Source organism: Nonomuraea jabiensis (assembly GCF_014204795.1).
In the GTDB taxonomy this organism is placed as follows: Bacteria; Actinomycetota; Actinomycetes; order Streptosporangiales; family Streptosporangiaceae; genus Nonomuraea; species Nonomuraea jabiensis.
Window position 1 is genome coordinate 4,875,178 of the sequence record NZ_JACHMB010000001.1, and the last position, 18,239, is coordinate 4,893,416.

An 18,239-nucleotide genomic window follows, 5' to 3' on the forward strand; every position below is an offset into this window, starting at 1 on the left:
GAAGACACGCTGTGAGAAACCCCAATTTCACCAGCCGCCCCCGGCGGAAGTCGTAGACTTAAGAGTGTTACCAGCGCAACTATCGTATGCAAACAAGTACTAAAGCTTTGACTTTTGTTTGATCATTAAGCCTAAGTGTGGGGAATGCGCGTCATCACGTTCGAGCAGCCAGGCCGTGTCCGCGTCAGCCTGGAATCGCCAGCCGACCTCGCGCCGGGATCCGTACGAGTCCGTACGATCTACTCCGGCGTTTCGGCAGGCACGGAGCTCACCGCCTATCGCGGCACAAATCCATATCTCAACCGCCATTGGGACACCGAGCGCCGGCTCTTCGTCGATGGCCAGACGCACGCGTACCCGCTGAGCGGCTGGGGCTACCAGGAGGTCGGCGAGGTCGTCGAGGCCGCGCCCGACGTCGCCGACCCGCCGGTGGGCAGCATCGTGTGGGGCATCTGGGGCCACCGCGCCGAGGCGGTCGTGCCGGCCGAGAAGCTGGTGGGGCACGTGATGCCGCCCGGCGCCGACCCGCTGACCGGAGTGTTCGCCCGGGTCGGGGCCATCGCGCTCAACGCGGTGCACGCCTCCGACGTGCACCTCGGCGACCAGATCGCGATCTTCGGCCAGGGCGTCATCGGGCTGCTCGCCACCCGCCTGGCCGTGCTGAGCGGCGCCCGGGTGGTCGCGGCCGACGCCATCCCCGACCGGCTGGAGCTGGCCAGGAGGTTCGGCGCGGCCGAGGTGTTCGACGTGCGCTCCGGGTCGGTGGCCGAGTTCATGCGCAAGCGCATCGAGGGCGCCGACACCGTCATCGAGCTGAGCGGCACCCACCAGGGCCTGCACGAGGCCATCAGGACCGTGCGCAAGGGCGGCAGGGTCGTGGCGGCCGGCTTCTACCAGGGTGACGGCGTGGGGCTGCGGCTGGGCGAGGAGTTCCACCACAACCAGGTCCAGCTCGTCTCCTCCCAGATCGGCGGCGTGGCCTCGTGGCTGGCGCACCGGTGGGACGTCGAGCGGCTGCAGCGCACGTTCATGGCGCTCGTCCACGAGGGCCAGATCGAGGTCGGCGACCTGATCAGCCACGTGGTCCCCGTCGAGAGGGCCGCGGAGGCCTTCGACCTGATCGACAAGCACCAGTCCGAGGTGCTCCAGCTCGTCTTCACCTTCGAGGAGTGACAGTGAAGCTCGCCGTACAGGAGCAGCTTCTGCCCGGCCGCACGTTGCAGGAGAAGTTCGCGTTCGCGCTCGATGCCGGGTTCGACGCCATCGAGCTGCGCGGCAAGGGCGATTTCCACTTCGCGGGCCGCCTGACGGAGCTCAAGCGGGCGCGGGCCGACGGCGTGGTCATGCCGACGGTGTGCGTGGACATGCCGCACTTCATCGGCGACTTCGACCCGGCCAAGCGCAAGGACGCCATCCAGCAGCTCAGGTCGCAGCTCACGGTGATCGCCGAGCTGGGCGGCATCGGCGTCATGACGCCCGCCTCCTGGGGGCAGTTCTCGCTGCGGCTGCCGCCGTTCGAGCCGCCGCGCAGCGCGGAGCAGGACCGCGAGGTGCTGACCGAGGCGCTGGGCATCCTGGGCGAGCACGCGCAGCGCAACGGCGTGCTGATCATGCTCGAACCCCTCAACCGGTACGAGAACCACATGGTCAACACCCTGGCCGACGCCGTCTCCTACTGCTCGATGGACTCGATCAGGATCGTCGGCGACACGTACCACATGAACATCGAGGAGGACGACCCCTGCCGCTCGCTGGCCGAGGCCGCCCCCTACCTCGCGCACATGCAGATCAGCGAGTCCAACCGCAACCAGCCGGGCACCGGTCACATCGACTGGGGCGCGCAGCTGGCCACGCTCGACGCCGTCGGCTACGACGGCTACCTCGCCCTGGAATGCCGCCTTCGGGGCGAACCCGAGATCGTCCTCCCCCAGACCGCGGCCTTCGTCAGGAAATACCTATGATCCTTCGCGACGCTGTGCGCGTCCTGGTGGCCAACTGGGACGGCAGCTACACGGTCCCCTCCCGGCGCCTGTACCCGCACCAATGGAGCTGGGACTCCGCCTTCATCGCGATCGGCAACGCCCGGTGGTCGCCGCGACGGGCCAGGATCGAGCTGCTCTCCCTGTTCGGCGCGCAGTGGCGCGACGGCAGGGTGCCGCACATCGTCTTCAACCCCGCGGTGCCCGAAGGGGCCTACTTCCCCGGGCCCGAGTTCTGGCAGGCGTACGCGCCGGGAGGCTCCGCGACCTCCGGGATCGTCCAGCCGCCGGTCCACGCGCTGGCCGCGTGGAAGACGCACCTGGCCGAGCCCGACCCGGCGTTCCTGCGCCGGATCTACCCCCGGCTCGTGGCGCAGCAGGAGTTCCTGCGCGCGGCCAGGCGCTCCCCTGAGGGGCTGATCTCGATCGTGCACCCCTGGGAGTCGGGCATGGACAACAGCCCGGCCTGGGACCTGCCGCTGCGGGCCGTGCGGCCCGACACCGTGGGCTTCGTCCGCCGCGACCTCGCCACGGTCAGCGCCGACGAGCGGCCCACCGACCGCGACTACGAGCGTTACGTCTCCCTCGCCCGTGCCTACCGCGACTCCGCCTACCGCAGTCCGGGGGAGTTCCAGGTCGAGTGCCCCCTGTTCAACGCCGCGTACGGCGTGGCCGAGTCGACGCTGGCCCGGATCGCGCAGGTGTGCGGCCTCGACCCCGAGCCGCACGAGCGGGAGGCGGCCGCGATCACCGGCGCCATGGTCGAGCACCTCTTCGACGGCGGCCTCTTCCAGGCCCGCGACGTGCGCACGGGCCGGCTGCTCTGCTCCAGCAGCACTGCCGGGCTGACCCCGCTCATGCTCCCGCACCTGCCGGACGAGGTCGCCGAGGCGGTGATCGGCACCGCGCTCGACCGGTTCGCTTTCAAGGACGGGGCGCTGCCCAGCTACTCTCCCGCGGCGCTCGACTTCGACCCGGCCCGCTACTGGCGCGGCCCGAGCTGGATCAACCTCACCTGGCTCGTCTGGCAGGGGCTCAAGGACCGCCGCCCCGACCTGGCCGCCCTGGTCGCCGAAGGGATGGTCAACTCGGTCGCGCGATCGGGCTTCCGCGAGTACTTCGACCCCTTCACCCTGCACGGCCACGGCAGCCACGACTTCAGCTGGTCAGCCGCCCTCCTCCTCGACGTGGTCGCTGAGCACGGCCTGGACGGTCTGCCGGCGTCTGGCCGCGAGGTCGGACAGGAACTCGGGGGCCTCGGCGAAGCCGACGACGTCGGTGATCACGTGCTGGCGTAGCCGCCGTCCGTACCGCCTGAGCAGGGCGATCGTCTCGTGCGAGAGCCGCTCCCGGTCCCAGGAATGCGCCAGGCCGCGCGGCACCCGGCCGATCTGGGCGCAGCGCAGCGTCAGCCCGTTGTGGTGGAACTCCTCGCCCAGCCGCACCTCCTGCGCGCCCTGGGTGTAGAAGGCGAGGTCCACCAGCGTGCCCTGGGGGCGCAGCATCCTGAGCCCGAGGGCCAGCGCCCTGGTCTGGCCGCGGCACTGGAACACCACGTCGGCGCCCCGGTCGTCGCGGCCGTGCCGCCAGCGGCGCTTCAGGTCCACGGCGGGATCCTCGTCGGCGGCCAGGACGTTCGCGCCGAGCGCCGCGGCGATCGCCAGCCTGGCCGGGGTCTCGTCCACGACCACGACCTCGGCCGCGTCGCAGGCCATGGCGAAGCACGCCGTCAGCAGCCCCACCACGCCCGCTCCCACGACCGCGACCCGCCGCCCGCGCACGCCGTCACCGAGCCGCTGCACGGCCGGGCCGTACAGGTCGTGCGCGGCGTGCAGGAGGCCGTTGGCGCAGATCGGGCCCATGTGGGCGACGTAGACGCCGAGCATGGGGTCGAGGTCGTCCGGCAGCTCGACGAACCGGTCGGCCATCGGGTCCGCCACGTACGCCGTGCGATGTCCGTAACACATCGCCACCAGCGCACCCTCGCTCACGGCCCGTGTCCGCGTCTCGACCACCAGGCCGACCTGCATGTAGCCGATGCCGCGCACCGGGTAGGCGATCGACGGCGTGCCCTCGGAGAACAGCCCGAGCGCCGGGTCCCAGGTCGAGGACAGGTACGGGTTGGTGCCCTTGACGTAGGTCAGCTCGGTCCCGGCCGAGACCCCGCTGTGGGTGGTGGCCAGCATGAACCCACCCTCGGGGATGCCCGGCAACTTCTCCTCCACCAGGCGAACCTCACCCGGTGCCTCGATACTGAGCACAGTGCCCATGGCCTCACTCCGTTCGGCGGCTCGGTCGCTGGGGTCCGTCGCCTTCCCTCGTCGCTCTGGTCGCTGCGCTCCCGTCGCTCCTCAGTCCAGGCGACGGCGCTCTCTCGCTCTCATCAAGCACCACCGGCCTCCGTTCCGCCGCGGACTGTGCGAGGGCCAGCGCCAGGCGATGAGTGCGTAGCGCCTCCCCGTACGGTACGCGTACGTCGGCGTCCTTACCCTGCACCGCGTTGATGAACTCCCGGTCGACGCGCGTCTTCGCCCGGCCGTCGTCCTCGATCACGCGCTGGCCGTCCACCAGCAGCCGCGTCTCGCTGAGCTCCAGCGCCAGGCCGTCGGCGCACACCTCCAGGCCCACCCGGTGCTTCTGGGCCAGCAGGCAGGAGGTGGCCAGCAGCCCGGCCGCGCCGTCGGCGAAGCGCAGGACCGCCGCCGTGGCCCGATCCACCTCGCCGTCGCTGTGGTTGGCGGCGGGGACGGCGTGCACCATCGACACCTCGCCCACCAGGACGCGGGCGAGGTCCAGCACGTGGACCGCCTGCTCGACGATCTGGCCGCCCGACATGCTCGGGTTCAGCCACCAGGCGACCGGCGGCACCTTGTCCAGCCAGTGGCCCAGGGCGAGCCGTACGGGGCGCTCCGCGAGCAGGTCACGGGCGTGTCCGAGGATGTCGAGATAACGCCAGTGATGGCCGACCGCGGTCGGCAGCGATCTTCGCTCGATTTCGGACGCGATGATTTCTGCGGTTTGGAGGTCGAGCGAAAGGGGTTTTTCCACAAAAAACGGTAGATTACACGACAGAACATCATGTTCGGGGGTGCCGTGCGCGAAAGGAGGCACACAGACGTAAACAGCATCGAGACCGCCGGCGCTGAGTAGGTCGGCATGGTCACCATAGGCGGGGGCGCCGTGCCGGGAGGCCAGAGCCTCGGCCCTGTGGAGATCAATGTCGGCGATTCCCGCGATCGTGACATCTGGGAAGCCGGACAGTACATCTGCGTGGCGAGCGGCGACATTTCCGGCACCGATGATGCCGACGCGGGTCATTGGGGACACATTCCGGCATATGCCACATCTGATCGCCATCAAACAAAGAGGTTCAGAGGCGCATAGATCGGGCAGAAGTCGTGACCTCGTGAGATCGGGGCTTACTGCATGGAGAGAAACCTGCGCGCCTTGGCCAGAATCCAGGAATGGTACGGTCCGCACTCGAGCACGGCAGCCGAGTGGCCGGTCGACGCCCTGATGCTGGCCAAGGGATCCACCACGGTAAGTGTCATCCTACCTGCTCGTAACGAAGAAAGCACAGTGGGTGACATCGTCCGTGTGATCCGCCGTGACCTCGTCGAACGGGTTCCACTCGTAGACGAGATCCTCGTCGTCGACTCCAACTCGACCGACGCCACCGCCGAACGCGCCCGCGAGGCGGGCGCCCGCGTGGTGGCGCAGAACCAGGTGCTCTCCCACCTGCCGCCCTTGACGGGCAAGGGGGAGGCGCTGTGGAAGGGGCTGGCCGCCTCAAGGGGCGACATCGTCGTGTTCGTGGACGCCGACCTGCTCGACTTCGGCGCCCATTTCGTGTCCGGCCTGGTGGGGCCGCTGCTGGTGGACAGTGACATCAGCTTCGTCAAGGCGACCTACGAACGTCCGTTCACGGGCGAGGACGGCGTGGTTCGCCGCGCCGCGGGTGGCCGGGTGACCGAGCTGGTCGCCCGACCCTTGATCAACATGTTCTGGCCCGAGCTGGCCGGGTTCGCCCAGCCGCTCGGCGGCGAGTACGCGGCCAGGCGCGAGGTCCTGGAGCAGGTGCCGTTCGTCACCGAGTACGGCGTGGAGTTCGGCCTCCTCGTCGACCTGCTCCAGCTCGTCGGCCTGGACGCGATGGCCCAGGTGGACCTGGGCAGCCGTACGCACACGCACCAGTCGATGAGCGCGCTCGGCCGGATGGCCGGGCAGATCATGCTCACCGCCTGGTCCCGCCTGGAGCGCCAGGGGCGCGTACTGGCGGCTCAGCGGCCCGCGCACACGATGCTGCAGTTCGGCATCGACGGGGCGGACCTGGTGGACGTGGCCGTGGCGGAGCGACCTCCGCTCGCCTCCCTCGTACAAGAGGAGGATGTGGCATGAAAGTCCTGGTCAACGCGGGGCCGTGGCTCGCGGTCCCGCCCCCCGGCTACGGCGGGATCGAGAACGTCGTGGCCACGCTGGTGCCCGCGCTGCGCGAGCGCGGCGTGGAGGTCGTCCTGGCCTCCGTCGGGTCCAGCGCGCTGGAGGTGGACGAGCTGATCAGCGTGTACGACGACGGCCAGTTCACCGAGTTGCAGAAGCCGTACAACCAGGTCATGGGCATCGCGCACGCCCACCAGGCCAGGGTGGCGGCCGAGCTGCGCGCCCGCGACGACATCGACCTCGTCCACGACCACGTCGAGGTGGTCGGGCCGGCGGTCCTGTCGGCGTTCGGCGGGCCGCCCGTCCTGCACACCCTGCACTGGGACCTGCGCAAGCATCCCGCGTTCTACGGCGCCTTCCCGCCGTCGATCGCGGTCAACGGCGTCTCGGAGTCGCAGCTCGCCCGCGCCCCCGACGCCCTGCGGGCGGCCTCGCTCGGGGCCGTCTACCTGGCCAGCCCGCTCGCCGACCGCGACCTGCGGGTCGATCGCGGCGAGTACCTGATGGTCATGGGCCGGATCTGCGGGCTCAAGGGCCAGCACGTGGCGGCCAGGATCTGCCAGAAGCTGGGGCTCCCGCTGATCCTGGCGGGGCCGGTCAGCGGCCGGAACACCCCCGCCGAGCTGGACGAAGTGGTCCAGAACCCGTACCACCCGCTGCACAGCCATCCGGACGTCCGCTACCACCTCGACCAGGTGTCCCGTTACCTCGACGGGGACCTGGTCAGGTGGGTCGGCGCCGTGGGCGGCGAGGCCAGGGACCAGCTCTACGCCAAGGCCAAGGCCGCGCTCTTCCCCATCCAGTGGGACGAGCCCGGCGGCACGGCCGTCGTCGAGGCGCTCGCGCTCGGGGTGCCGCCGGTCGGGCTGCGCCGCGGCTGCCTGCCCGAGATCATCGACCACGGCCGCACCGGCTTCCTGGCCGACTCCGAGGAGGAGCTGGCGGAGTGGGTGCTGCGGGTGGACGAGATCGACCCGGAGGAGTGCCGCAGAGAGGCCCGCCGCCGGTTCTCGCCGTCCGTCATGGCGGAGCGCTACCTGGAGCTGTACGAGGCCGCCACGGCCCGCTGACCTCGTGCCGCCCTGAAGGGGCGCCCGAGCCGGATGGGGTGCCGGCTCGGGCGTCTCGGCGCGCCACGTGTCGGTCGCGGTGTCAGGCGAAGCCGCGGGGGAGCACGATGACCGGGCAGGGCGAGGCCCGCAGCGCCTTCATGGCCAGCTCGCCCAGGAACACCCGGTGCGGCTGCGCGTCCTCGCTGGCCGCGCAGACCAGCAGCTCGCCCGGCAGCCACTCCACATCCGCCAGCGCGGCGGCCACGTCGTGGCCCTCGGCCACCTCCGACTCCGCCTCGATCCCGGTGGTCTCCCAGGCCAGCCGCACGGCCAGGGCGAGATCGTCCCTGAGCTTGCCCGGATCGTCCGTGCGCAGGTCGAGGGTGATCAGCCGGAGCGGGATGCCCAGCGCCAGCGCCGCCTGCGCCATCCGTTCGACCGCCTCGTCGCACTGCGGCCGGTGCACGTACGCCAGCGTCAGGCGGCCGGGCCCGTCGACCGGGACGTACTGGGCGGGCACCAGCATGACCGCCTCGGACGACAGGTGGAGCAGGTGGTTGGAGGTGGCGCCGATGGTGATGCGGCCGTGCCGGCCGCCCTCGGCCGAGCCGACCACGATCAGGTCGGCCCTGATGCGGCTGGCCAGCACCGACAGCCCGCGTCCCGTGCCCCGGCTCTCGTACGTGAGGTAGCCGGCGGGGATCGAGCCCAGCTCCTCCGCCGCGTGCGCCAGGTTGGCCTGCGCCTCGACCGCCAGCCCGGGGCTGCCCGGCGGGTAGATCGTGGCGACCGTGAGCTCGCCGCCGGTGACCCGGGTGATCGCGGCGGCCAGGGCCAGGGCGTCGCGCCCGCCGGGGGCGTTCGTGTAGCCGACGATCACGTGCTCTCCGATCACGAATGCCCTCCTACCCGCTCTGAGCTGCGAATACGCGGCCTTGATCCGAACGTTGTAAACCATCGGAGGCGCAAAGAAGTGGACACCGTGGAGCATCGCCAGGGCCGGTTTGGAGCTGCGGCGCCCACTTCTTTCTTAGGACATTTCCTGACATTCGACCTAATGGTCGAGGCATTTGACGGCGGGAGTTCGTAAGGTCATGTCCATTGCCCATTCACGGATTGGACACACGTGTACCGCGACATCGTCGACTTCGCCCTGACCACGCCCGGGTGGCTGCACACCCTCGCCGAAGTCGGGACGGATGCCGGGTTATTCCTGTTCGTGGCGCTGTACGCGGCGGCCGCGCTGCGGGCGTGGCGGGCTCCGGCGCGCGACCTGGCACTGGTGATCGCGGGTCCGGCCGGGGTGGTGTTCGCGTACGTCGTCAGCGAGGTCGCCAAGATCATGATCAGGGAGGACCGGCCGTGCCGGGGCGGGATCACGACGATCTCCGCCTGCCCGCCCTCGGGCGACTGGTCCTTCCCCAGCAACCACTCCGTGATCGCGGCCGGGGCCGCCGCCACCCTCGTGCTCGCCTGGCGGGCGCTCGCGTGGGTGGTGCTGCCGCTGGCCGCGGTCATGGCATTCTCCCGCGTCTTCGTGGGCGTGCACTATCCGCACGACGTGGCCGCGGGGTTCCTGCTCGGCCTGGCGCTGGCGCCGCTGTTCGCGCTGCTCGTGGTGGGGGCGGTCACCCCCGCGGTACGGCTTGCGAGAACCCGTCTGTCGCCTCAATGAGCCGGTCGAGGATGCCCGGCTCGGTGAAGGCGTGCCCGGCGTCGTGGATCATGTGGAAGTCGGCCTCGGGCCAGGCCCTGTGCAGGTCCCAGGCGGTGGCCGCGGGCGTGCAGGCGTCGTAGCGGCCCTGCACGATCACGGCGGGGATGTGCCTGATCTTGTCGACGTCCCTGATGAGCTGCTCCGGCTCGAACCAGCCGCCGTGGTGGAAGTAGTGGTTCTCGATGCGGGCGAAGGAGACGGCCAGCTTGTCCTCGCCGAACGACGCGACGAGCTCCGGGTCGGGCAGCAGCGTGATCGCGCCCGCCTCCCACTGCGCCCACGCCTTGGCCGCCGCCAGCCTGGCCTCCCCGTCCTGCCCTTCGAGCCGCCTGCGGTAGGCGGCCATGAGATCCCCGCGCTCCTCGGCGGGGATGGGCGCCAGGAACGACTCCCACCGGTCGGGGAACAGGTAGCAGGCGCCGTCCTGGTAGAACCAGTGCAGCTCCTGGGGCCGCAGCGTGAAGATCCCCCGCAGGATCAGCTCGGTCGTGCGGTCGGGGTGGCGCTGCGCGTACGCCAGGGCCAGCGCGCTGCCCCACGAGCCGCCGAAGACCTGCCACCTGTCGATGCCGAGGTGCTCGCGCAGCTTCTCCATGTCGGCGACGAGGTGCCAGGTGGTGTTGGTGGCCAGGTCGGTGGCGGGGTCGCTGGCGTGGGGCAGGCTGCGGCCGCAGTTGCGCTGGTCGAACAGGACGATCCGGTAGCGCTCCGGGTCCCATTGGCGCCGGTGCTTGGCCGAGCACCCGGCGCCGGGGCCGCCGTGCAGCATGACGGCGGGTTTTCCCTCGGGATTGCCGCAGACCTCCCAGTGGATCTGGTTGCCGTCTCCCACGTCCAGCAGGCCAGAGTCGTAGGGTTCGATGGGCGGGTACAGCGTTCTCATGGTCTCCGATCCTGCCTCATCCGGCGACCCGTAGGGTGATCGCATGGAGCTGGTGACGATCGACGACATCCGGGCGGCGGCCGGGCGGATCAAGGGCGTGGCGGTGCGGACGCCGCTCGTGCGGATGGGCGAGGCGTGGGTGAAGCCCGAGAGCCTGCAGCCCGTCGGGGCGTTCAAGCTCCGGGGCGCGTACAACGCCGTGGCCTCGCTGCGGCCGGGCGGGGTGGTCACGCACTCGTCCGGCAACCACGGACAGGCCCTAGCCTTCGCGGCCAGGGAGTTCGGGGTGCCGTGCGTGGTCGTCGTGCCCGAGGGGACGCCCCGGGTGAAGACGGCGGCCATCGAGGGATGGGGCGCCCAGGTCGTCGTCGTGCCGCCCGAGCAGCGGGAGATCGTGGCCGGGAAGCTGGCGGCGGAGCGAGGGCTGACGCTGGTGCCGCCCTACGACCACCGGGCGGTGATCGCGGGGCAGGGCACCGTCGGGCTGGAGATCGTCGAGGACCTGCCCGACGTCGAGGTGGTGCTGGTGCCGGTGGGCGGCGGAGGGCTCGCGTCCGGGGTCGGCACGGCCGTCAAGGCGCTGCGGCCCGACGTCCGGGTGATCGGGGTGGAGCCGGAGCTGGCCGCCGACGCCGCCGAGAGCCTGGCCGCCGGCCACCCCGTGGAGTGGGGGACGGCCCGGACGTTCCGGACCATCGCCGACGGGCTGCGTACGGCGCTGTCCGACCTGACCTTCGCGCACATCAGCCGCCGGCTCGACGAGATCGTCACCGTGTCGGACGACGAGATCAGGGCCGCCATGGGGCACCTGGCGCGCTCGGCCCGGCTGGTGGCCGAGCCGAGCGGGGCGGTCACCACGGCGGCGCTGCTGTCCGGCCGGGTCGCGGCCGGGCGCACGGTGGTCGTGCTGTCCGGGGGGAACGTGGACCCCGAGCTGTTCAGGCAGGTGATCTAGGCCCACTCGTGGCGCGCCAGGAACGAGCGGTCGCCCGTGGCGTACTCGTTGAAGGCGGCCTGCACCTCCGCCAGCTCGGGCACCATGGTCCGGATCAGCGTGCCCTCCTTGTACTCCAGCTCGTAGCCGGGTGACACCTGCAGGAAGTGCCGCCCGAAGTTGACCAGGGCCACGAACGGGTTCTGCGCCGACAGCGTGGCGAGGACGTCGTGGACCAGGCCGAGGTCCGGGTCGTGGACGACCATGCCGTCGCCCGTGTGGAGCTGCATGCCCTCGTAGACCCCCAGGGGCGCCACGTTGTGCACCAGGTCGCGCTGAGGGTCGTAGCAGACCAGCCCGTGCGCCCGCGCGATCGTGAACACCTGTGCGGACGTCTCGTCCATCGTGTCCAGGTCCATCGTCACCAGCACGTGGCCCGGGTAGGTCGTGACCTCCCCGGGCAGCTCCTTGGCGACGTCGGGCGCCTCCCCCGTCACAGGGGAGTCCCGCTTGACCGCCAGATAGGTGGCGCGGGCCTGGTCCCTGCTGATGGGCACCGGCTCGTCCCACACCATCAACTCAACGCTCATCGGTCCATCTTGACGGACGGGCACCGTACTCGCGCGACATGGCACCCATGTGCCGGAAAGCCGTGCGGGACAAAGTTACGCGGGCTTCTCCGAATCCGGCACCAGCTCGACCGTGCAGGCGGCGCATCGCCGGGCCTCGGCGGGGATATCGGTGAGGCATTCGGGGCACTGCTTGGTCGTGGCCTCCTTGTGCCGGTCGAGCAGACCGACCAGCCGCGTCATCGGGGCCACGACCAGCCAGTACACGACAGCGGAGACCATCAGGAAGGTGACGAGGTGGTTGAGGAAGTCGCCGTACTTGAACCGGCTGCCATTGATGGTGAAGGAGTATTCGGCGAAGTTCGGCTGCCTGCCGCCGGTGACGGCGCCGATCAGCGGGGTGATCAGGTCGGCGACGAGCGCCTGCACCAGGCCGCTGAAGGTGGCGCCGACGATCACCGCAACGGCGAGTTCGACGATGTTGCCGCGGAGTAAGAACTTCTTGAAGCCACCCATGGCACCACCACGTAGCCAGGATCGGCCCCGGCAAACCATGCTTCGAGCCCTGGCACCGTTCAACTGGAATAACGACCTGGTGAGGGTGGGAAGGAACAAAGCGGCTTGTCCGGGTGAGCGGGGGAACGGAACATGGGGAGAGACCGCAAGGGAGCCTCGATGATCGAGATCTGGCCGGGAGACCCCTATCCGCTCGGGGCGACCTACGACGGCGCGGGCACGAACTTCTCGCTCTACACGGAGGTCGCGGACGCCGTCGAGCTGTGCCTGTTCGACGAGGACAACGTCGAGTCGAGGGTGCCGCTGACCGAGGTCGACGGGTTCATCTGGCACGGCTACCTGCCGGGGATCGGGCCGGGCCAGCGCTACGGCTACCGCGTCCACGGTCCGTACGAGCCGGCGCGCGGGCTGCGCTGCAACCCGGCCAAGCTGCTGCTCGACCCGTACGCCATGGCCATCGAGGGCGGCGTGACCTGGAACGAGGCGGTCTACGGCTACCGGTTCGGCCAGCCCGACACGCGCAACGACGCCGACTCGGCCCCGTACGTGCCGCGGTCCATCGTGATCAACCCGTTCTTCGGATGGGGGCACGACCGGCCGCCCGCGACGCCGTACCACGACACCGTGATCTACGAGGCCCACGTGCGGGGGCTGACGGTCAGCCACCCCAAGATCCCCAGGCACCTGCGCGGCACGTACGCGGCGCTCGGCCACCCCGAGATCCTCGACCACCTCACCAAGCTCGGCGTCACGGCGCTGGAGCTCATGCCGGTGCACCAGTTCGTCACCGACCACATCCTGGAGCAGCGCGGCCTGTCCAACTACTGGGGCTACAACTCGATCGGGTTCTTCGCGCCGCACAACCGCTACTCCAGCCAGGGGCAGCGCGGCGGGCAGGTGCTGGAGTTCAAGGCCATGGTCAGGGCGCTGCACGAGGCGGGCATCGAGGTCATCCTCGACGTCGTCTACAACCACACCGCCGAGGGCAACCACCTCGGGCCCACGCTGGGGCTCAAGGGGATCGACAATTTCAACTACTACCGCCTGGCCGACAACGACCCGCGCTACTACGTGGACACCACGGGCACGGGCAACAGCCTGCTCATGCGCTCGCCGCATGTCCTGCAGATGATCATGGACTCGCTGCGCTACTGGGTCATCGAGATGCACGTCGACGGGTTCCGCTTCGACCTCGCCTCGACGCTGGCCCGGGAGCTGCACGAGGTCGACCGGCTGAGCTCGTTCTTCGACCTGGTGCAGCAGGACCCGGTGCTGTCGCAGGTCAAGCTGATCGCCGAGCCGTGGGACGTGGGCCCGGGCGGCTACCAGGTCGGCAACTTCCCGTCGCGGTGGACGGAGTGGAACGGCCGCTACCGCGACACGATCCGCGACCTGTGGCGCGGGCAGCCGGCCACGCTGCCCGAGTTCGGGTCCAGGTTCACCGGGTCGAGCGACCTCTACCAGGACGACAGCCGCCGCCCCGCGGCCTCGATCAACTTCGTCACCTGCCACGACGGCTTCACCCTGCAGGACCTCGTCTCGTACAACGTCAAGCACAACGAGGCCAACAAGGAGGGCAACCGCGACGGCACCGACGACAACCGGTCCTGGAACTGCGGCGAGGAGGGGCCGGCGGGCGACGCCGTCGAGGCGCTGCGCGAGCAGCAGAAACGCAACTTCCTCACCACGCTCTTCCTGTCGCAGGGCGTGCCGATGCTCTCCCACGGCGACGAGCTCGGCCGCACGCAGAAGGGCAACAACAACGGCTACTGCCAGGACAACGAGCTGACCTGGGTCGACTGGTCCGACGTGCGGGAGAACTGGCTGCTGCTGGAGTTCACCCAGCGCCTGGCCGCGCTGCGGAAGCGGCATCCGGTCTTCCGCCGCAGGCGCTTCTTCTACGGCAAGCCGGTGCGCGGGCTCAACGACATCGCCTGGCTCACGCCGTCCGGGGAGGAGATGACGGACGGCGACTGGAACGTCGGATACGCCAAGTCGCTGGCCGTGTTCCTCAACGGCGACGCCATCACCGAGCCCGACCGGCGGGGCCGCCCGATCAGGGATGACTCGTTCCTGCTGCTGTTCAACGCGCACCACGACACCATCAAGTTCACGATCCCCAAGGACTACGGCGAGATGTGGCACACGGAGATCGACACCGCCATGCCGATCATGATCGACGCGCCGATGTGCCGCGGCGGAGAGGCCATCGAGGTGCCAGGACGGAGTGTGCGGGTGTTGCGCCGTGTCTAGGCCGGCCTCCACCTACCGGGTGCAGCTGACCCCCGACTTCGGCTTCGCCCAGGTGGCCGAGATCGCCGGCTACCTGCGCGACCTCGGCGTGAGCCACGTCTACCTGTCGCCGATCCTGCAGGCCACGCCGGAGTCGCGGCACGGCTACGACGTCACCGACCACTCCAGGATCAGGGAGGAGTTCGGCGGGGCGTCGGGGTTCAGGGAGATGGCGCAGCAGCTCGCCGCCCATGACCTGGGCATCGTGGTGGACATCGTGCCCAACCACATGAACACGGTCAACGCGCAGTTCTGGTCCGTGCTCAAGGACGGGCCCGCCTCGCCGTACGCGAGCTGGTTCGACATCGACTGGCAGGACGGGAAGGTCGCGCTGCCCGTGCTCGGCGACGACACCGAGCCGTACGTGCACGGCGACGTGGTGCGCTACCACGGGCACACCTACCCCTATCCCGGCCACTACCGGCTGGTCGACTGGCGCGAGGGGCCCGGCTACCGGCGCTTCTTCGACGTGTCCTCCTTAATCGGCCTGCGGGTGGAGGATCCGTCGGTGTTTTTCGCCACGCACGAGGTGATCTTCTGGCTGCTCGACGAGGGGCTGGTGGACGGGCTGCGGGTCGACCACCCCGACGGGCTGGCCGACCCGCGGGGCTACCTGGAACGGCTGCGCGCCAGGGCGGGCGAGACCTGGACCGTGGTCGAGAAGATCCTCATCGGGCCCGAGCGGCTGCCGAGCGACTGGCCCTGCGACGGCACCAGTGGCTACGACGTGCTCAACCGGGTGAACGGGCTCTTCGTCGATCCCGACGGCAAGGCTCCACTCGTCCAGCTTTTTGCCGACATGACCGGGCAACCTTCCGAGTACCGGCCCGTGATGGCGCAGTCCAAGCGCGAGGTGATCGACCTGTTCTTCGGCGCCGAGGTCGCCCGCCTGGCCAGGGCCGCCGCGCAGGACCCCGCCGCCGTGCGCGAGCTGCTCGCCGCGATGCCGGTCTACCGCGCCTACGTGGTGCCCGGCGAGCCGCCGCCGCCCGAGTCCGTCGAGATCGTCGAGCTGGCCGCCGAGGCGTGCTCGCCCGCCGTGCTGCCGCTGGCCCGCGAGGTCCTGTACGGCTCGGACGAGGCGATCGTACGGTTCCAGCAGGCGTGCGGGCCCGTCATGGCCAAGGGCGTGGAGGACACGGCGCTCTACCGGTGGTATCCGCTGGCGTGTCTCAACGAGGTGGGCGGGGAGCCGGACGCGTTCGGGGTGACGGTGGAGGACTTCCACGACTTCTGCGCCGAGCTGCGGCCGTACACGATGACCACGCTGTCCACGCACGACACGAAGCGGTCGGAGGACGTGCGGGCGCGGCTGTCGGTGCTGTCGGAGCTGCCCGAGGAGTGGGCCGCCGCGGTGGCGTCGTGGTCGGCCTCGGTGCGCTTCGATCCCCATCTGGACTATCTGGGCTGGCAGAACCTCATGGCGGCCTGGCCGATCTCGGTCGAGCGGTTCACGGAGTACCTGCTCAAGGCGGCTCGGGAGGCCAAGACCGCCATTTCCTGGATAAATCCGGATCCGTCCTATGAGCGTGGATTGCGGGAGTTCGCGGCGGCGGCGGTGCGGCAGCCGGTCGGCGAGTTCACCGCGCGGATCGAGCCCTATGCCATGTCCAACTCGCTCGGGGCCAAGCTCGTGCAGCTCATGATGCCGGGAGTGCCCGATGTGTACCAGGGCAACGAGACGACCGACTTCTCGCTGGTCGATCCGGACAACCGGCGGCCGGTGACGTACCCCCGCAAACCCGAGACCGCGTGGGACGCGGCCAAGCTGCTGGTGACGACGCAGGCGCTGCGGCTGCGCCGCCGTCTCGGGGGAGCGGCGCCGTACCGGCCGCTGTGGGCGGAGGGGCCGGCGGCGTCGCACGTGATCGCCTTCGCCCGCGGGGAACGGCCGCAGGCCGTCGCGGTCGCCACCCGGCTTCCCGTGCGCCTGGCCCGGTGCGGATGGGGCTCCACGTCCCTGACGCTCCCCGGCGGGACCTGGCGGGACCTGCTCACCGGCGGCCTGTACACGGGGCGGATCCCGCTCGCGCACCTGCTCGGTCAGTATCCGGTCTCACTGCTGGAGCGACATGATCTTTGAGGTCTGGGCACCGAGGGCCACGGCTGTCGAACTGCTCGCCGCGGGCGGGCTCCACGCGATGTCGCGCGGGGAGGGGGGCTGGTGGTCGGTCGAGGTGGCGGGGGCCTCGCACGGCACGCGGTACGCGTACCAGGTGGACGGCGGCGGGCCGTACCCGGACCCGCGGTCGCGGCGGCAGCCGGAGGGGATCTTCGGGCCGAGCGCCGTGTACGAGCACGCTCGCTTCACCTGGTCCGACCACGAGTGGAAGGGCCGCGACCTGCGCGGGGCGGTGATCTACGAGCTGCACGTGGGGACGTTCACGCCGGAGGGGACGTTCTCGGCGGCCATCGAGAAGCTGCCGCACCTGGTGGAGCTGTCGGTCGACTTCGTCGAGGTCATGCCGGTCGCGCCGGTGCCCGGGGGGCGGAACTGGGGTTATGACGGGGTGGATCTGTACGCCGTCAACGAGACGTACGGGGGGCCTGACGGGCTCAAGTCGTTCGTGGACGCGTGCCATCGGGCCGGGATCGGGGTCATCCTGGACGTCGTCTACAACCATCTCGGCCCGTCGGGGAACTTCCTGCACCCCTTCGCCCCCTATTTTTCCGGATTTAAGGGCAGTTATTGGGGCGATGCGGTCAATCTGGACGGGCCGGGCTCCGACGAGGTGCGGCGGTACTTCATCGGCAACGCGGTGCAGTGGCTGCGCGACTACCACATCGACGGGCTGCGGCTGGACGCCGTGCACGCGCTGCACGACCGCCGCGCCGAGCACCTGCTGGCGGAGCTGTCGGCGGAGGTGGACGCGCTGGCCTGCTCCCTCGGCCGCCCGCTGTCCCTGATCGCCGAGTCCGACCTGAACGACCCGCGCATGGTGCGCTCGCTCGACGCCGGCGGCCTGGGCATGACCGCCCAGTGGTGCGACGACATCCACCACGCCCTGCACTGCGCGGTGAGCGGGGAGTCCCACGGCTACTACGCCGACTTCGCCGCCCTGCCGGCGCTGGCCAAGGTGCTGACCTCGGGCGTGCTCCACGACGGCACCTACTCCTCCTTCCGCGACCGCGCCCACGGCCGTCCCTTCACGGGCGTACCCGGCCACCGGCTGGTCGCCTGCCTCCAGAACCACGACCAGATCGGCAACCGCCCCGGCGGCGACCGCCTGCCCCTCCCCGCACTCAAGCTGGGCGCGGGCCTCCTGCTGACCTCGCCGTTCACGCCCATGCTGTTCATGGGGGAGGAGTGGGGGGCGCGCTCGCCGTTCCTGTTCTTCTCCGACCACGTGGAGCCCGAGCTGCGGGAGAGCGAGGCGGCGCGCCGGGAGCGGGAGTTCGAGGGGTTCGGGTACGCCTGGGACGCGCCCGACCCGTCGGACGAGGACACGTTCCTGCGCTCGAAACTGGACTGGAGCGAGGTGAAGGAGGAGGAGAACTGGTCGCTGCTGTGCTGGTACCGCGACCTGATCGCCCTGCGCAAGGCGTTGCCCGAGCTGTCGGACCCGCGTATGGAGCGGGTCAGGGTGGAGGTGGATCCGCTGGGGAAGTGGCTGGTGATGTGGCGGGGGTCGCTGGCGGTGGCGGTGAACTTCGCCCAGGAGTCGGCCACGGTGCCGGTGCCCTCGGGGACGGTGCTGCTGGCCTCGGACGACCCGGTCATGGCGGACGGCGAGTCCCTGCGCCTCCCGGCCCAATCCATGGCCATCTGCAAGCCCCACCCATAGACGGGCGGTCCCCCTGTCGGGTCGGCCGAGTCGGGTATGGCGCGCGCCCACCCGACTCGGCCCGACACGGAC

At 70.3% G+C, this 18,239-nt stretch carries 16 protein-coding genes and 1 pseudogene; 11 read left to right on the top strand and 6 right to left on the bottom strand.

The genetic code is table 11. The features are described 5' to 3' along the window. The first annotated feature begins 144 nt into the window (after positions 1-144). The 3 genes and pseudogenes from HD596_RS22525 to HD596_RS65705 all read left to right on the top strand — a co-directional run. Positions 145-1,173 (top strand): zinc-dependent alcohol dehydrogenase, encoded by a 1,029-nt coding sequence (locus HD596_RS22525; protein ID WP_185071314.1) that lies wholly within the window; start codon positions 145-147, stop codon positions 1,171-1,173. Positions 1,174-1,175: 2 nt separating this feature from the next. After that, positions 1,176-1,961: a sugar phosphate isomerase/epimerase family protein gene (locus tag HD596_RS22530; protein WP_185071315.1), complete on the top strand. Its 786-nt coding sequence runs from the start codon at positions 1,176-1,178 to the stop codon at positions 1,959-1,961. Beyond that, positions 1,958-3,136: pseudogene (locus tag HD596_RS65705) on the top strand (MGH1-like glycoside hydrolase domain-containing protein); the annotation flags it as partial. The gene HD596_RS22530 and the pseudogene HD596_RS65705, both read left to right, overlap by 4 nt. Before the next feature lie 9 nt (positions 3,137-3,145). On the opposite strand, the gene HD596_RS22540 reads toward HD596_RS65705, so the two are convergent. After that, positions 3,146-4,249 carry a zinc-dependent alcohol dehydrogenase gene (locus HD596_RS22540; protein WP_185071316.1) on the bottom strand — a complete coding sequence of 368 codons (1,104 nt, stop codon included), beginning with the start codon at positions 4,247-4,249 and terminating at the stop codon, positions 3,146-3,148. 4 nt (positions 4,250-4,253) lie between these two features. Then, complete coding sequence (locus HD596_RS22545; protein WP_313047569.1) at positions 4,254-5,240, bottom strand: Gfo/Idh/MocA family protein; 987 nt, start codon at positions 5,238-5,240, stop codon at positions 4,254-4,256. Between HD596_RS22545 and HD596_RS64850 the strand changes: the two genes are divergently transcribed. The 3 genes from HD596_RS64850 to HD596_RS22555 are packed head-to-tail and all read left to right on the top strand — an operon-like array spanning position 5,187 to position 7,489. After that, positions 5,187-5,363 (top strand): hypothetical protein, encoded by a 177-nt coding sequence (locus HD596_RS64850; protein WP_313047713.1) that lies wholly within the window; start codon positions 5,187-5,189, stop codon positions 5,361-5,363. The two genes, HD596_RS22545 and HD596_RS64850, sit on opposite strands and share 54 nt — an antisense overlap. Positions 5,364-5,405: 42 nt before the next feature. After that, positions 5,406-6,377 carry a glucosyl-3-phosphoglycerate synthase gene (locus HD596_RS22550; RefSeq protein ID WP_185071318.1) on the top strand — a complete coding sequence of 324 codons (972 nt, stop codon included), beginning with the start codon at positions 5,406-5,408 and terminating at the stop codon, positions 6,375-6,377. Next, on the top strand, positions 6,374-7,489 hold the full coding sequence (locus HD596_RS22555) for a glycosyltransferase (protein WP_185071319.1): 1,116 nt from the start codon (positions 6,374-6,376) through the stop codon (positions 7,487-7,489). The genes HD596_RS22550 and HD596_RS22555 overlap by 4 nt, the downstream gene beginning before the upstream one ends. Positions 7,490-7,571: 82 nt before the next feature. Here HD596_RS22555 and HD596_RS22560 read toward each other — a convergent pair whose 3' ends face one another. Beyond that, positions 7,572-8,366 (bottom strand): universal stress protein, encoded by a 795-nt coding sequence (locus HD596_RS22560; protein WP_313044646.1) that lies wholly within the window; start codon positions 8,364-8,366, stop codon positions 7,572-7,574. 231 nt (positions 8,367-8,597) lie between these two features. On the opposite strand from HD596_RS22560, the gene HD596_RS22565 reads away from it, so the two are divergent. Further along, positions 8,598-9,146: a phosphatase PAP2 family protein gene (locus HD596_RS22565; protein WP_185071320.1), complete on the top strand. Its 549-nt coding sequence runs from the start codon at positions 8,598-8,600 to the stop codon at positions 9,144-9,146. Here the strand turns inward: HD596_RS22565 and pip are convergent. Further along, complete coding sequence (pip, locus tag HD596_RS22570; protein WP_185071321.1) at positions 9,100-10,071, bottom strand: prolyl aminopeptidase; 972 nt, start codon at positions 10,069-10,071, stop codon at positions 9,100-9,102. The two genes, HD596_RS22565 and pip, sit on opposite strands and share 47 nt — an antisense overlap. A 43-nt stretch (positions 10,072-10,114) precedes the next feature. Here pip and HD596_RS22575 point away from each other — a divergent pair, with 43 nt between their 5' ends. Continuing rightward, the gene (locus HD596_RS22575) at positions 10,115-11,026 is read left to right on the top strand and encodes a threonine ammonia-lyase (protein WP_185071322.1); all 912 of its coding nucleotides are present in this window, start codon (positions 10,115-10,117) and stop codon (positions 11,024-11,026) included. Here HD596_RS22575 and HD596_RS22580 read toward each other — a convergent pair. Both HD596_RS22580 and mscL read right to left on the bottom strand, forming a co-directional pair. Then, on the bottom strand, positions 11,023-11,595 hold the full coding sequence (locus HD596_RS22580) for a hypothetical protein (protein WP_246554706.1): 573 nt from the start codon (positions 11,593-11,595) through the stop codon (positions 11,023-11,025). The two genes, HD596_RS22575 and HD596_RS22580, sit on opposite strands and share 4 nt — an antisense overlap. 75 nt (positions 11,596-11,670) lie before the next feature. Further along, positions 11,671-12,090, bottom strand: a complete 420-nt coding sequence (gene mscL / locus HD596_RS22585; protein WP_185071323.1) for a large conductance mechanosensitive channel protein MscL — start codon at positions 12,088-12,090, stop codon at positions 11,671-11,673. A gap of 159 nt (positions 12,091-12,249) precedes the next feature. On the opposite strand from mscL, the gene glgX reads away from it, so the two are divergent. From glgX to treZ, 3 genes are read left to right on the top strand one after another with little or no spacing between them, the layout of a single operon-like run. Then, positions 12,250-14,343, top strand: a complete 2,094-nt coding sequence (gene glgX / locus HD596_RS22590; RefSeq protein ID WP_185071324.1) for a glycogen debranching protein GlgX — start codon at positions 12,250-12,252, stop codon at positions 14,341-14,343. Next, on the top strand, positions 14,336-16,465 hold the full coding sequence (gene treY, locus HD596_RS22595) for a malto-oligosyltrehalose synthase (RefSeq protein WP_185071325.1): 2,130 nt from the start codon (positions 14,336-14,338) through the stop codon (positions 16,463-16,465). Before glgX ends, treY begins: the two co-directional genes overlap by 8 nt. Further along, positions 16,455-18,167: a malto-oligosyltrehalose trehalohydrolase gene (gene treZ, locus HD596_RS22600; protein ID WP_185071326.1), complete on the top strand. Its 1,713-nt coding sequence runs from the start codon at positions 16,455-16,457 to the stop codon at positions 18,165-18,167. Before treY ends, treZ begins: the two co-directional genes overlap by 11 nt. Positions 18,168-18,239 lie beyond the last annotated feature (72 nt).

Coding starts and splice junctions, on each gene's coding strand:
- HD596_RS22525 (WP_185071314.1), top strand. CDS start 145: ATGCGCGTCATCACGTTCGAGCAGCCAGGCCGTGTCCGCGTCAGCCTG.
- HD596_RS22540 (WP_185071316.1), bottom strand. CDS start 4,249: ATGGGCACTGTGCTCAGTATCGAGGCACCGGGTGAGGTTCGCCTGGTG.
- HD596_RS22550 (WP_185071318.1), top strand. CDS start 5,406: ATGGAGAGAAACCTGCGCGCCTTGGCCAGAATCCAGGAATGGTACGGT.
- HD596_RS22555 (WP_185071319.1), top strand. CDS start 6,374: ATGAAAGTCCTGGTCAACGCGGGGCCGTGGCTCGCGGTCCCGCCCCCC.
- pip (WP_185071321.1), bottom strand. CDS start 10,071: ATGAGAACGCTGTACCCGCCCATCGAACCCTACGACTCTGGCCTGCTG.
- HD596_RS22575 (WP_185071322.1), top strand. CDS start 10,115: ATGGAGCTGGTGACGATCGACGACATCCGGGCGGCGGCCGGGCGGATC.
- HD596_RS22580 (WP_246554706.1), bottom strand. CDS start 11,595: ATGAGCGTTGAGTTGATGGTGTGGGACGAGCCGGTGCCCATCAGCAGG.
- mscL (WP_185071323.1), bottom strand. CDS start 12,090: ATGGGTGGCTTCAAGAAGTTCTTACTCCGCGGCAACATCGTCGAACTC.
- glgX (WP_185071324.1), top strand. CDS start 12,250: ATGATCGAGATCTGGCCGGGAGACCCCTATCCGCTCGGGGCGACCTAC.
- treZ (WP_185071326.1), top strand. CDS start 16,455: ATGATCTTTGAGGTCTGGGCACCGAGGGCCACGGCTGTCGAACTGCTC.